The sequence below is a fragment of the Kitasatospora sp. NPDC048365 genome (genome assembly GCF_043200835.1).
Lineage (GTDB): Bacteria > Actinomycetota > Actinomycetes > Streptomycetales > Streptomycetaceae > Kitasatospora > Kitasatospora terrestris.
The window spans coordinates 34,413-47,722 of the sequence record NZ_JBICYJ010000036.1; the positions used below are offsets into that span (position 1 = coordinate 34,413).

The 13,310-nt window shown below is 72.6% G+C and carries 11 protein-coding genes; 1 reads left to right on the top strand and 10 read right to left on the bottom strand.

The genetic code is table 11. The features are described from left to right. Positions 1 to 102 precede the first annotated feature (102 nt). The 6 genes from trmD to proS all read right to left on the bottom strand — a co-directional run bounded on the left by trmD (position 103) and on the right by proS (position 5,166). Complete coding sequence (gene trmD / locus ACGFX4_RS30060) at positions 103 to 921, bottom strand: tRNA (guanosine(37)-N1)-methyltransferase TrmD (protein WP_393080974.1); 819 nt, start codon at positions 919 to 921, stop codon at positions 103 to 105. Positions 922 to 926: 5 nt separating this feature from the next. After that, the gene (rimM, locus tag ACGFX4_RS30065; RefSeq protein ID WP_393080852.1) at positions 927 to 1,574 is read right to left on the bottom strand and encodes a ribosome maturation factor RimM; all 648 of its coding nucleotides are present in this window, start codon (positions 1,572 to 1,574) and stop codon (positions 927 to 929) included. Positions 1,575 to 1,718: 144 nt separating this feature from the next. Further along, positions 1,719 to 1,958 (bottom strand): RNA-binding protein, encoded by a 240-nt coding sequence (locus tag ACGFX4_RS30070; RefSeq protein ID WP_014138265.1) that lies wholly within the window; start codon positions 1,956 to 1,958, stop codon positions 1,719 to 1,721. 2 nt (positions 1,959 to 1,960) lie between these two features. Beyond that, entirely contained in the window at positions 1,961 to 2,389 is a 429-nt protein-coding gene (rpsP, locus tag ACGFX4_RS30075; protein ID WP_345699129.1) for a 30S ribosomal protein S16, read from the bottom strand. A gap of 414 nt (positions 2,390 to 2,803) precedes the next feature. Next, positions 2,804 to 3,382 (bottom strand): hypothetical protein, encoded by a 579-nt coding sequence (locus tag ACGFX4_RS30080; protein WP_345699128.1) that lies wholly within the window; start codon positions 3,380 to 3,382, stop codon positions 2,804 to 2,806. 371 nt (positions 3,383 to 3,753) lie between these two features. Continuing rightward, complete coding sequence (gene proS / locus ACGFX4_RS30085; protein ID WP_393080854.1) at positions 3,754 to 5,166, bottom strand: proline--tRNA ligase; 1,413 nt, start codon at positions 5,164 to 5,166, stop codon at positions 3,754 to 3,756. Positions 5,167 to 5,417: 251 nt separating this feature from the next. Here proS and ACGFX4_RS30090 point away from each other — a divergent pair, with 251 nt between their 5' ends. Next, positions 5,418 to 6,413, top strand: a complete 996-nt coding sequence (locus ACGFX4_RS30090; RefSeq protein WP_393080856.1) for an SAM-dependent methyltransferase — start codon at positions 5,418 to 5,420, stop codon at positions 6,411 to 6,413. A gap of 99 nt (positions 6,414 to 6,512) precedes the next feature. Here the strand turns inward: ACGFX4_RS30090 and ftsH are convergent, their stop codons facing one another. The 4 genes from ftsH to ACGFX4_RS30110 form a co-directional block, all read right to left on the bottom strand. Next, the gene (gene ftsH, locus ACGFX4_RS30095; protein ID WP_393080858.1) at positions 6,513 to 8,429 is read right to left on the bottom strand and encodes an ATP-dependent zinc metalloprotease FtsH; all 1,917 of its coding nucleotides are present in this window, start codon (positions 8,427 to 8,429) and stop codon (positions 6,513 to 6,515) included. Positions 8,430 to 8,488: 59 nt separating this feature from the next. Further along, positions 8,489 to 9,016, bottom strand: a complete 528-nt coding sequence (locus tag ACGFX4_RS30100) for a GNAT family N-acetyltransferase (protein ID WP_393080861.1) — start codon at positions 9,014 to 9,016, stop codon at positions 8,489 to 8,491. A 129-nt stretch (positions 9,017 to 9,145) separates the two neighbouring features. Then, a complete protein-coding gene (ffh, locus tag ACGFX4_RS30105; protein WP_393080863.1) occupies positions 9,146 to 10,711 on the bottom strand; it encodes a signal recognition particle protein in 1,566 nt (521 codons plus the stop codon). A gap of 111 nt (positions 10,712 to 10,822) precedes the next feature. Then, positions 10,823 to 13,300, bottom strand: coding sequence for a [protein-PII] uridylyltransferase (locus ACGFX4_RS30110; RefSeq protein ID WP_393080865.1), 2,478 nt, complete (start codon positions 13,298 to 13,300; stop codon positions 10,823 to 10,825). Positions 13,301 to 13,310 lie beyond the last annotated feature (10 nt).

Here is a 13,310-nt window from a genome sequence, read left to right on the forward strand (position 1 = left end):
GGGAAGGTGTTGCGGGTCGCATCGGCTGACGATGATCCCCCCGTGGCGGGGGCACCGGTCCACGTGACCCCTTGCGGGAGCCCAGCGACAGACAACAGTCGCCTATTCTTCCACAGCCTCGGCCATGCTCAGAAATCGGCCTTGCTGCTCGTCCCACGCCAGGCCGAGCACGCTGAGCGCCTCCCGCTCCTTCTTGCTGAAGTCGGCACGCTGCCAGCGGGCGACCAGGTCGGGCCGGTTGGCGAGGGTGCGGGCGAAGGCCTGCTCCCGCCGCCACTGCGCGATCTTGCCGTGGTGGCCGCTGAGCAGGATCTCGGGCACCTCCCGGCCGCGCCACTCGGCCGGCTTGGTGTACACCGGGCCTTCCAGCAGGTCGGCCATGGCTCCCGGGGCGAAGGAGTCGTCGCGGTGCGACTCGGCGTTGCCGAGCACCCCCGGCAGCAGCCGGGCGATCGCCTCGACCATCACCAGGACGGCGACCTCGCCGCCGGCCAGCACGTAGTCGCCGATCGACGCCTCGACCACCGGCATCCGGGTGGCCGCCTCCTCGATGACCCGCCGGTCGATGCCCTCGTACCGGGCGGGGGCGAAGGCCAGCCAGCGGCAGCCGGCCAGCTCCTGCGCGAGTTCCTGGGTGAACGGCCGACCGCTCGGGGTGGGCACCACCAGGGTGGGCACCTCGCCCTCGGGCCCCTGGCCCAGCACGGAGTCCAGCGCGGCGCCCCACGGCTCGGGCTTCATCACCATGCCGGGGCCGCCACCGTAGGGGGTGTCGTCGACGGTCCGGTGGATGTCCGTGGTCCACCCGCGCAGGTCGTGCAGGTGCACGTCCAGCTGGCCGCGGGCACGGGCCTTCCCGACCAGGGAGACGTTCAACGGCTCCAGGTACTCGGGGAAGATCGTGACGACGTCGATCCGCATCTCGCTCACGCCGACTCGCTCCCGCCCTCGGCCTCGGCAGCAGCCTCGGCAGCAGCCTCAGCAGCGGCCTCGACATCGGCAGCAGCCCCGGCCCCCGCATCGGCATCGGCATCGACCTCACGGGAACCGGCCACCACCGCGTCCGCCGGGTCGATCAGACCGGCCGGCGGGGTGATGACGGCACGCTGGTTCTCCAGGTCGATGGTCGGCACGATCTGCGAGACGAACGGGACCAGCACCTCGGTGCCGTCCGGCTTGGTGACGGTGAGCAGGTCCTGGTACGGGAGGTGGACGACCTCGGTGAGCTCGCCGACCAGGGTGCCGTCGGTGAGGACGACGTCCAGGCCGATCAGCTGGTGGTCGTAGTACTCCTCCGGGTCGTCCGGGCGCTCCTCGGGGTCGACCTCGGAGATCAGCAGCGTTCCGCGCAGCGCCTCGGCGTCGTTGCGGTCCTTGACTCCGGCGAAACGCAGCAGCAGCCGCCCGCTGTGGACGCGGCCGGACTCGACGGTCAGCGGGCCGACCGATGCCGGGTCGGTCATCACCACAGCACCCGGGCCGAGCCGGAGCTCCGGCTCATCGGTGCGGACCTCGACGCTGACGTCCCCCTTGATGCCGTGGGCACGGCCGATCCTGCCGACGACGAGCTGCACGGTGATCGTTCTCCAAGCGAATGAGCGGACGGGAGGGGAAGTGAACTGGGAAGAACAGGAGAGGAGAAGCGTGGAGCGGGGAATGCAGAAGGACCGGCCGGGACGGTCACGTCCCGGCCGGTCCTCACATCCTGTGGTCGCAGGTCAGCGGAGGCTGTCCACGTCGACCAGGTCGACCCGGACGTTGCGTCCGCCCAGGGCGCCGACCACGGTGCGCAGTGCGCGCGCGGTCCGGCCGCCCCGGCCGATCACCTTGCCCAGGTCGTCGGGGTGCACCCGCACCTCGATGGTGTGGCCGCGACGCAGGTTGCGCGAGCGCACCTGCACCTCGTCCGGGTGCTCGACGATGCCCTTCACCAGGTGGTCGAGGGCTTCCTCGATCACGCTCAGGCCTCGGTGGAAGCGGCCTCGGCCTCGTCAGCCTTGTCCGACTTCTTGGCCTTCGGGGTGATGGCGACACCGGTGGTGGCGTCCTCGAAGCCGGCGACGGCCTTCGCGAACAGGTGCGAGAAGTCCTCGACCTTCGGCTCCGCGACCTTCAGCGGCTCCGGAGCCGGCAGGCCCTTGAACTTCTGCCAGTCACCGGTCAGCTTGAGGATGGCGAGCACCGGCTCGGTCGGCTGGGCGCCGACGGACAGCCAGTACTGGGCGCGGTCGCTGTCGACCTCGATCTTCGAGGGGTTGTAGGTCGGCTGGTAGATGCCGATCTCCTCGATCGCGCGGCCGTCACGCTTGGTGCGGGAGTCGGCAACGACGATGCGGTAGTGCGGGGAGCGAATCTTGCCGAGACGCTTGAGCTTGATCTTGACTGCCACTGGAGTGGGTTCTCCTGAACTTGACGTGGGTGAGCAGCACCGACCCTCGCGTGGGGTTGCGGGGTGGGCCGTTCAAGGGACACGCCAGCCTTTAGGAGAGAGGGTCCTGCTCGGCTGCCGAGTACTCAGCTGTCCATTGTGCCACACAGGGGCAGGTCGACCTGACCGCAGGCACCCCGAGAGCGCGCAGCGCAGGCACCCCGAGGAACGCACAGCGGCAGCGCCAGGACGGGGAGCAGCGCCCGGGGAGAGCGGCAGCAGCAGAGCACGGCATGCCGATGACACGGCGGAAGCACGCGACCACGGCACGACCACGACCGGTCACGACCGGCCACGACCCGACCGAGGGCCCCCGCCCCCGGTAGAGCCGTCGACCAATGGTCCCGGCCCGGCTTTCAGTCCAGGTCAGCCGCTTCAGGCGATCTTGAACGGCTGCTGGCAGGCGCCACAGACGATCGAGGCCTGGGCGAGCACGGACGGCACGACCCGGACGTTGCGGCCGCAGCCACAGACGGCCTTGACGCGGACGCCGCCGCCGGAGGAGCCGTGCCGGGCCGCCGGGCCACGGAACGTCCGGTGGTTGCCCTCGCCGGTGACGGCGAGCTGGTGGGCACCGAGGGCGCGGTCGAGACGCTCGATGGTCCCGGTGTAGCGCTCGCGGGTGGCGATGTCCATGGTGACCTGGGAGAAACCGCTGCTGGCGTGCGGCTCGACCGGGTGGGCCAGGCCCAGCTCGGAGGCGAGCATCAGGAAGCGGCGGTTGTGGTAGCGGCCGGCTCGCGAGGTGTCGCGGATCTCGCGGGCGGCAGCCAGCCCGTGGGCGGCCTCGTGCAGCAGCCGCTCGAAGTTGAGCTGGGTGCCACAGGCCGAGGAGGACTCGCCGATCAGCGCCTCGGGCGAGGCCAGGTCGGGGAGGTCCTGGTGGTGGGCCTGGATGTCGCTCCAGGCGGCGGCCAGTTCGGCCGCCAGGACGAGGGGCTGTGTCGTGCTCACGCTGTACCAACGATGGGAAGAGAGCCGATGTTCCGCGAGTTCCCGGCCTCCGGGAATTCCCAGCAAACTCTCAGGAATGCACATCCGCGCGCGAATTGCGCTGATCCGATCTGACGCAAGACCAACCCCCTGCAACTCTCGTGCCCGACGGGTTTCGCCGGACTCTCGGCACCGCACGGGGGCCCAGCACCCCCAAGCGGACGGCCCGTGACCCGCCGAGAATTGACAGGGCCACGGGCCGTATACCGTACCGCTAGTTTTCGACCGCCGGGAGTTGACCGGTCAGTAGTCTCAACTGCTAGTACGCGAACCTGGGTTCTTGAATTCGAACGTCCGTCAGCCGGAACGCAGGTCGAACGGTGCGGTGACGCTCAGTAGGCACGGGCGACGAGCGCCAGATTGCCGGCCTGGTCGTCGGTGGCCGGGACGGAGCCGTCGGCCGCGATGATGCAGCGCACCGAGACGCCCTGCGCGGCCAGCTTGGCCTCGCCCTCCGGGCCGAGCTCGGCCCAGGAGATCCGGCCCCAGCCGGTCGCGGCGGCCTCGATGGCCTCGTCGATGGTCTTGACGTCCACCGTGCGGGCCTCGCGGCGCTCGCGGGACTGACGGAGCAGCAGCGCCTGGTCCTCCTCGAGGATGCCGGGCACGGTCGCGGCCAGCGAGTCGATGGAGACCGGCTCCTTGCCGCCGGCGATGCGGCGGGCGAGCATCGCGGTACCGGCCTCGACGTCGCGCGGGCCGACCTCGATGCGCAGCGGGACGCCCTTGAGCTCCCAGTCGACGGCGCGGCGGCCGAAGGGGGTGTCGGTCCGGTCGTCGACCACCACGCGGACGCCGGCGGCCTCCAGCGCGGCGCCGATCTCGCGGACCTTCGCCAGCACCGCGTCGTCACCCTTGATGGCGAGGACGACGGCCTGGACGGCGGCGAGCCGCGGCGGGACGCGCAGGCCGTTGTCGTCGCCGTGCGACATGATCAGGCCGCCCACCATGCGGGTGGAGACGCCCCACGAGGTCTGCCAGACGTGCTCGCGCTCGGAGCCGCCGGACAGGTAGGTGGTGTTGAACGCCTTGGCGAAGTTCTGGCCCAGCTCGTGGCTGGTGCCCATCTGCAGGGCCTTGCCGTCGCCCATCATGCCCTCGAGGGTGAGGGTGTTGATGGCGCCGGCGAAGCGCTCCTTGGCGGTCTTGCGGCCGAGCACCACGTCGATGCCGAGGACGTTGACCATGAAGTCGCCGTACACGTCGGTGTGGATCTTCGAGGCGTAGTCGCGGGCGTCCTCGTAGGTGGCGTGGGCGGTGTGGCCCTCCTGCCAGAGGAACTCGGTGGTGCGCAGGAAGACGCGCGGGCGCAGCTCCCAGCGGACCACGTTGGCCCACTGGTTGATCAGCAGCGGCAGGTCGCGGTGGCTCTGCACCCACTTGGAGAAGTACTCGTTGATGATCGTCTCGGAGGTGGGCCGGACCACGACCGGCTCGTCCAGCTCCTTGCCGCCGCCGTGGGTGACCACCGCGAGCTCGGGGGCGAAGCCCTCGACGTGCTCGGCCTCCTTGGTCAGGTACGACTGCGGGATGAACATCGGGAAGTAGGCGTTCTGGGCGCCGGCCTTCTTGATCCGGGCGTCCATCTCCTGCTGCATCCGCTCCCACAGGCTGTAGCCGTACGGTCGGATGACCATGGTGCCGCGCACCGGACCGTTGTCGGCCAGCTCGGCCTTGTTGATGAGGTCCTGGTACCAGCGGGGGAAGTCTTCCGCCTGAGGGGTGAGAACGGGTGCCTTAGCCATGGGGCAGATGGTACGGGGATCCGGGCGCGGACTGTGAATCGGTTTCACCGTCCGACCAACAACCCGCGCCGCCCGTCTGGACGCCGGGGCCGAGCCGCTGTTCGCTGGTACCGGGGCGGGCTCGACCGGGGGCGGGAGCAGGACATCCGGTGGCGGCAGCGTGGCATCGGGACTCAGGGTGGCATCGGGATCCGGAGTGACAGCGGGATCCGTGGTGGCACCGGGACTCACGGACGGGAATGGAGACCGGAATGGCTTCAGCGCAAATGACCGGCGACACCGCACAACGCCCGGGGGCGCAGGCCCTCGCGGGGTCGCACGGTCGGGCGCGGGACTGGGCGGAGATCCAGGAGCGGATGCTGGTCCCGCTCTACCAGTCCGTCTACCAGCGGCTGGAGGTCGGTGCGGCGACCAGCCTGCTGGCCCTGGGCTGCCGTTCGGGGCTGGCTCTGCTGCTGGCGGCGGAGCGCGGGGCGCAGGTCACCGGCGAGGAGGACGTCGCCGAGCTGCGGGAGCTGGCGCAGGGTCGGGGCCTCGCGGTCTCCCCCGGGCCCGCCGCGTCGGCGGCCGGCCTGGAGCCCGCGGCAGCCGGCTTCGAACCCTCGCCGCCCGGTTCCGAGCCCTCGCGGGCCGCCGGCTCCGCCGCACGCTTCGCCCCGTCGGTCCTGGACAGCGCCGCACGCTTCGCCCCGCCGGCCCTCGACAGCGCCGCGCGCTTCTCCCCCTCACCGGCCGGCGTGGCCGCCCGTTCGGCGTACGGCGTCGCCCGGCCGGCCCACTCGCTGGTGACGGTTTTCGAGCAGCTGCCGCTCGCCGAGCGGCCGACCGAGCTGGTGGCCGCGGCTGCCCGGCGGACGCTGCCGGGTGGTCAGGTGGTGCTGGCGAGCTGGGGTCCGCCGGAGCGCTGCGAGAGCGCGTCGGTGTTGGCGGTGGCGCACCGGCACGCCCCGCGCCCCCCGGCGCGCGGTCCGTTCGGGTTGAGTGCTCCGGGAGCGATGGAGCGGCTGCTGAACGGTGCCGGTCTGCGGCCGGCGGGCAGCGGACGGGTCAGCTGCCCGTTCGCCTACGCGGACCTGGACGAGGCGGTGCGCGGCATGCTCTCCACCGGGCTGTTCGAGCGGGCGGTGGCGGACGCCGGGGAGGCGCTGGTGGCCAAGGAGCTGGAGGAGGCGCTGCATCCGTACGTCCAGGCGGACGGCTCGGTCCGGATGGTCAACCTCTTCCGCTACGTCGTCGCCGAGCGCTGAGCCCGGCACCCTGAGTCGGACAGGCTGAGCCCGGCACCCGGGGTCGGACAGGCCGCCGAGGGACGTTCACATCCGGTCGGACAGGCGGCCGAGCGGCGTTCACGCCCGGTCGAGCGCCTTGCGCGGCACGCCGGCCGCCTCGTACGCGGCCTCCTCGTCCAGCGTCTCGGCGTCGAGCAGGGCGCGGGCGAGGGCGTCCAGCTTCCCGCGGTGCTCGCCCAGCAACCGCACCGCGTCCTCGTAGCACTCGGCGACGATCCGCCGCGCCTCCTCGTCCACCGCGTCCAGGGTGGTCGGCGCGGCGGACAGCCCGTACGCGCCCTGGCTGTCGTTGGGGATGGCGGTGAGCCGGCCGACCCGCTCGCTCATGCCCCAGCGGCCGGCCATCCCGCGGGCGATGTTGGTGACCTGCTCCAGGTCGCTCTCGGCGCCGGTGGTGACGATGCCGTAGACCACCTGCTCGGCCGCCATGCCGCCGAGTGCGCCGATGATCCGGCCGCGCAGGTAGGGCTCGGTGTAGGAGTAGCGGTCGGTGTCGGGGGTGGAGAGGGTGACGCCGAGCGCCCGTCCGCGGGGCACGATGGTGATCTTGCGGACCGGGTCGGCACCGGGCTGCAGCATGCCCAGCAGGGCGTGGCCGCTCTCGTGGTAGGCGGTGCGCTCGCGCTCCCCGGCGGGCATCACCAGCGGCCGGACGGCTCCCAGCTGGACCTTCTCCAGCGCGTCGGAGAGGTCGGCCTGCGCGACCGCGTCCTGCTTGCGCTTGACCGCGAGCAGCGCCGCCTCGTTGACCAGGTTGGCCAGGTCGGCGCCGGTCATGCCGGGGGTGGTGCGGGCGACCTGGTCGAGGTCGGTTCCGGTGGCCAGCGGGACGGACCTGGTGTGGATCTTCAGGATCTCCTCGCGGCCGCCGCGGTCGGGCGGGCTGACGGTGATCCGGCGGTCGAAGCGCCCGGGGCGCAGCAGCGCCTGGTCGAGGATCTCGACCCGGTTGGTGGCGGCGATGACGATGACGCCCTCGGAGCCGGAGAAGCCGTCCATCTCGGTGAGGATCTGGTTGAGCGTCTGCTCGCGCTCGTCGTGGCCGCCCATGCCGCCACCGCCGCCGCGCTGCCGGCCGATGGTGTCGATCTCGTCGATGAAGACGATCGCGGGCGCCACCTTGCGGGCCTCGGCGAAGAGTTCGCGGACCCGGCTGGCGCCGACGCCGACGATCATCTCGATGAACTCGGAGGCGGACGCGGAGAAGAACGGCACGTCCGCCTCGCCCGCCACCGCCCGGGCCAGCAGGGTCTTGCCGGTGCCGGGCGGGCCTGCGAGCAGCACGCCGCGCGGCATCTTGGCGCCGAGCCTCCGGTACTCCTGCGGGTTTTTGAGGAAGTCGACCACCTCGCTCAGCTCGGCCTCGACCTCGTCGATGCCGGCCACGTCGGCGAAGGTGGTGCGCCGGCCGGCGCTGGTGTCGACCGGCTTCGGCGGCGCCTTCCGCCCGAGCGCCCCCGCGCCCATGCCGCCGGCCATCCGACGGGCCATCAGCACCCACACCAGGATCAGCAGCAGCATCGGCGCCAGCGAGATCAGCAGGTTGGCGAGGAAGCTGCGCTGCTGTACGACCGGCTCGGCGGTGACGGTGACGTTCTGCGCCTGGAGGGTGCCCCAGAGGTTGTCGTCGGCGAACACCGGGCGCTGGGTGGTGAAGTCGGTGTAGTCGCCCTTGCCGCCGTCGGGCTTGGGCGCCTTGTTCTTCAGGCTGCCCTCGATGGCGTCGCCCTTGGAGTAGATCTTGGTGATGTTGCCGCTGTTCAGCTGGTTGTTGAACTCGGTGTACGAGATCGTGGTCGACCCGCCGTTGCCGACGAAGCTCAGCAGCAGGTCGGAGATCAGGAACACCACCAGCGCGGTGAGGATCAGCCCGCCCCAGCCGCCGGGCATCCGGCGGCGCGGCGGGGGCGGCGGGGCGCCCTCGGACCGCCACGGCTGGTCGGGGGTCTGACGGGGCGGTACGGGATTGGTCACCCATCGGACAATACGGACATGCCGAACCTTGATCCAGGCGGCGCGAGGCGGCGCGCGGCTCAGATCCGGGTCGGGGTCGGCCACTCCTCGGCGGTGAGCGCGAACCGCTCGTGGTCGCGCCACGCGCCCTGCAGGAAGAGCATCCGCGGCGTGAAGCCCTCGTGGCGGAAGCCGAGCCGGCGGGCCAGCGCGATCGAGCGCTCGTTGTCCGGCTGGATGTTGATCTCCAGGCGGTGCAGCCCGAGACCGCCGAGGTCCTCCACGGCGAAGCAGCGGTCGACCACCAGCCGCATGCCCTCGCCCATCCGGCCGGTGCCGGCGAACGGCAGGTAGGAGTCGTAGCCGAGCGCGGCGTTGCAGAAGCGGCCCATCACGATGTTGGCCACGTTGCACTTGCCGACCAGGCCCCCGGTCTCGACGTCCTCGATCAGGTAGGTCCTCAGCCCGGCGCCCTGGCGGTCCAGCAGCTCGGGGAGCCCGTCCGGCTCGACCGGGTTCCACCGGCCGATGTGCTCGGCGGACCGTCGCACCGCCTCCGCGTACGCCTGCACGTCCTCGCGCCTCGGCGCCCGGATCCTCACTCGCATGGATCCATCAAAGCACCGGGAAGCGCACGGCCGGGGGCGCTGTGCGCACCCCCGGCCGTCGTTGCTTCTCCACGGGCGACCCCGCGGTGGGCCCTGCGTCGGGTCCTGCGGCGGATCCTGCAGCAGGTCCTACAGCAGGTCCTTGAACTCCGGCGGGAGCTGGAAGTCCGACGGGCCCTTGCCCGCACCGAGGCCGAAGGCACCGCCGGGGGCGGCGGGCTGCTCGCCGGCCGGGCCGAGCGCCTTGCGCTGGGCGGCCTCGGCCTCCTCCTGCGCGCGCTTCAGCGGGTTGCCGCTCTTGCGCTTGCCCTTGGCGACCGGCGCCTTCTTCGCGGACTTCTTGGCGCCGCCACCCATGCCGGGGATGCCCGGCATGCCGGGGATGCCCTTGCCGGAGGCCATCGCGGACATCATCTTCCGCGCCTCGAAGAACCGCTCGACCAGGTTCTTCACCTCGCCGACCTGGACGCCCGAACCCTTGGCGATACGGGCCCGGCGGGACCCGTTGATCAGTTCCGGCTCGGCGCGCTCGAGCGGCGTCATCGACTTGATGATCGCGCCGACCCGGTTGACGTCCTTGTCGTCGATGTTGTTGATCTGGTCCCGGATCTGGCCCATGCCCGGCAGCATGCCGAGCAGCTTGGAGATCGAGCCCATCTTCTGGACCTGCTCCAGCTGGGACAGGAAGTCGTCCAGGGTGAAGGCCTTCGGACCGCCGCGCAGCTTGGCGGCCATCTTCTCGGCCTCCTCCTGCGAGAAGGTCTGCTCGGCCTTCTCGATCAGGGAGAGGACGTCACCCATGCCGAGGATGCGCGAGGCCATCCGGTCGGGGTGGAAGGCGTCGAAGTCGTCGACCTTCTCGCCGTTGGAGGCGAACATGATCTGACGGCCGGTCACGTGGGCGACCGAGAGGGCCGCGCCGCCTCGGGCGTCGCCGTCCAGCTTGGAGAGCACCACGCCGGTGAAGTCGACGCCCTCGAGGAAGGCCTGGGCGGTGGTGACCGCGTCCTGGCCGACCATGGCGTCGACCACGAACAGCACCTCGTCCGGCTGGACGGCGGCGCGGATGTCCGCGGCCTGCTGCATCAGCTCGGCGTCGATGCCCAGGCGGCCGGCGGTGTCGACGACGACGACGTCGTACTGCTTCTGCTTGGCGTACTCGATCGAGTCCCTGGCCACCTGCACCGGGTCGCCGACGCCGTTGCCGGGCTGCGGGCCGTAGAAGGCGACCCCGGCGCGCTCGGCGACCACCTGGAGCTGGTTGACCGCGTTGGGGCGCTGGAGGTCGCAGGCGACCAGCAGCGGGGTGTGCTTCTGCTGCTTCAGCCAGTGGCCGAGCTTGCCCGCCAGGGTGGTCTTACCGGCACCCTGCAGACCTGCCAGCATGATGACGGTCGGGCCGTTCTTGGCGTAGCGCAGACGGCGGGTCTCGCCACCGAGGATCGCGATGAGCTCCTCGTTGACGATCTTGATGATCTGCTGCGCCGGGTTCAGCGCGCCGGAGACCTCGGCGCCGAGCGCCCGGTCCTTGATCTGCTTGATGAAGGCCCGCACCACCGGCAGCGCGACATCCGCCTCCAGCAGCGCGATCCGGATCTCGCGCGCGGTGGCGTCGATGTCCGCCTCGCTGAGGCGGCCCTTGCCCCGGAGGTTCTTGAACGTCGCTGCGAGGCGGTCGGAGAGAGTGTCGAACACGTCGGTCGCGGGTCCCTTGCGGCATCGGTACGGGTATGGTCGTCGCCCCCAGGGTATCCGGCCGCCCGTCGAACGGTCTCCACCCCGGTACCCAGCAGGCCGAACACCGGCTCAGCCGAGCGCCTCCTGCACCGAGCGGGCGACCTGCGCGGCCCGCCCGGCGGCGAGCGGGCGGCCGTCCGGGTCGGTCACGTAGAAGGCGTCCACCGCGTCCGCGCCGAGCGTGGAGACGTGCGCGGTGCGGACCCGGACGCCGGCGGCGTCCAGGGCCCGGCCGATCCGGTGCAGCAGCCCGGGGGCGTCGTGGGCGCGGACCTCCAGCACGGTGGCGCTGAGCGAGACCGCGCCGGGGGCGACCGTGACCACCGGCGGCGGGGTGGCGATGCCGCGCCGTTTCGGGGCGGCGGCGTCCCGTTCGGCGAGCTTGCGGGCGACGTCCAGCGAGCCGTCCAGGGCGCGCCGCAGGTCGGCGCGGAGCCGCGCGGCCTCCGGCAGCTCGCCGTACTCGGCGGCGACCGTCCAGGACAGCAGCAGGACCGGCCCGGCGCCGATCGGGTCGAGCTCGCGCAGGCCCGCCTTGCGGACGGTGAGCCGGTGCAGCGCGAGCACCCCGGCGACGGTGCCGAGCAGGCCGGGCTGGTCCGGGATGGCCAGGGTCAGCTCGACGCCCATCGGCTCCGGCACGCCCGGCTCGGCGACTCCTCCCGCGCCGGCCTCGGTCTGGGCGTGCAGGGCGAGCGCGGGCGCGAGGGTGCGGGCGGCCTCGACGGCGAGCCGCTCCTCGTCGGCGGTCGGCTCGGCGTCGACCGGCAGGACGAGGCCGCCGGCCAGCTGGGCGGCGGCCCGGGCGACCAGGCCGTGCACCAGCGAGGCCCGCCAGCTCGACCAGGCGGCGGGGCCGGTGGCGGTGGCGTCGGCCTCGGTGAGGGCGTGCAGCAGCTCCAGGTGCGGCAGGGTGCCGACCACCTTGGTGATCAGGTCGACGGTGGCCGGGTCGTCCGGGTCGCGCCGGGTGGCGGTGTCGACCAGCGTCAGGTGGTGGCGGACCAGCAGGGCCAGGGTGTCGGTGTCGGTCTTGTCGAAGCCCATCCGGACGGCCAGGTCGCGGATGATCACCTCGCCGGCCTCGGAGTGGTCGCCGGGCCAGCCCTTGCCGATGTCGTGCAGCAGCGCGGCGACCAGCAGCAGGTCGGGCCGGGCGACCCGGCGGGTCATCGCGGCGGCCTTCACCGCGGTCTCGATCAGGTGCCGGTCGACGGTCCAGCGGTGCACGGCGTTGCGCTGCGGGCGGCAGCGGACCCGCTCCCAGTCCGGCAGCAGCCGGCTGATCACCCCCTCGGCCTCCAGCGCCTCCCAGACCGGCAGGCAGGCCTCGCCGGCGCCGAGCAGGGTGACCAGCTGCTCGCGGGCCTCGTCCGGCCAGGGCACCGGCAGCGGCTTGGCCTCGGCGGCCAGCCGCCGGACGGTGGCGTACGAGACGGTGAGGCCGGCCTGGGCGGCCGCGGCGGCCGCGCGCAGCGGCAGCACCGGGTCGGTGGCCGGGCGGGCGCCCTGGGCGAGCACCGCCTCGCCGTCCTGCTCGACCACGCCCTCGGCGAGCGGGCGGCGCTCCACCGCGCCCTTGCCGACCGCGCCGCCGGTCCGCCCGACGCCGCTGAACGGGAAGCCCAGCCGGGCGATCCGCCGGCCCCGGTTGGACCGGGCGGCGAGCACACGCTCGACCGAGCGCCAGGTGACGTCGGAGGCGTAGGCGACGGTCCGGGCGGACTCGTAGACCTGGCGCAGCAGGGTGTCGGCGTCCAGCACGCCGAGCTGGGCGGCGACCTGGTCCTGGTCCTGGAGGCTGAGCCGCTCGGTGGCCCGGCCGGTGGCCAGGTGCAGGGCGTCGCGGACGTCGGCGAGCCGCTCGGCGGCCGCGTCGAGGCCGTCGCGCGGGGCGTCGGCGAGCCAGGTGGCGGCGATGGCGTTGAGCGCGACCACGTCGCGCAGACCTCCCCTGGCCTCCTTGAGGTCGGGTTCGAGCAGGAAGGAGAGCTCGCCGTGGCGTTCGGCCCGGGCGGTGCACAGCTCGTGGAGTTCGGGGAGGCGCGCGGGGGCGCCGGTGCGCCAGTCGGCGAGGACGGTGGAGCGCAGCGCGGCGGTGAGCGCCGGGTCGCCGGCCAGGTGGCGGGCGTCCAGCAGGCCGAGCTGGGCCTTGAGGTCCTCGGCGGCCACCGCGCGGGCCTCGGCGGGGGTGCGGACGGAGTGGTCCAGCGCGGCACCGCTGTCCCAGACCGGGTACCAGATCCGTTCGGCGAGCTCGTCGTCGAGCGGACCCTCGTGCAGCAGCAGGACGTCCAGGTCGCTGCGCGGGGAGAGCTCGCCGCGGCCGTAGCCGCCGACGGCGACCAGCGCGGTGCCGGGCGGGGAGCCGGCCGCCCGGTACAGCCCGGTGAGCCAGCGGTCGGTCAGCGCGGCCAGCGCGGTCCGTCGTTCGACGCCGCCGAGGGCGGGATCGGCGAGCAGCGCGGCGCGTTCGGCGGCGTGGTCGCCGGTGCCGAGCGGGCCCTCGTCGGGCGTGGGGGTCGGCTGGGTTCCGGTCGTCGTCACGTTGTGTCCC

Bases quoted from the DNA above. Each gene is read 5' to 3' on its own strand.
- trmD (WP_393080974.1), bottom strand. From the start codon at position 921: ATGCGGATCGACGTCGTCACGATCTTCCCCGAGTACCTGGAGCCGTTG.
- ACGFX4_RS30100 (WP_393080861.1), bottom strand. From the start codon at position 9,016: ATGCGAGTGAGGATCCGGGCGCCGAGGCGCGAGGACGTGCAGGCGTAC.
- ACGFX4_RS30090 (WP_393080856.1), top strand. From the start codon at position 5,418: ATGGCTTCAGCGCAAATGACCGGCGACACCGCACAACGCCCGGGGGCG.
- proS (WP_393080854.1), bottom strand. From the start codon at position 5,166: ATGGCTAAGGCACCCGTTCTCACCCCTCAGGCGGAAGACTTCCCCCGC.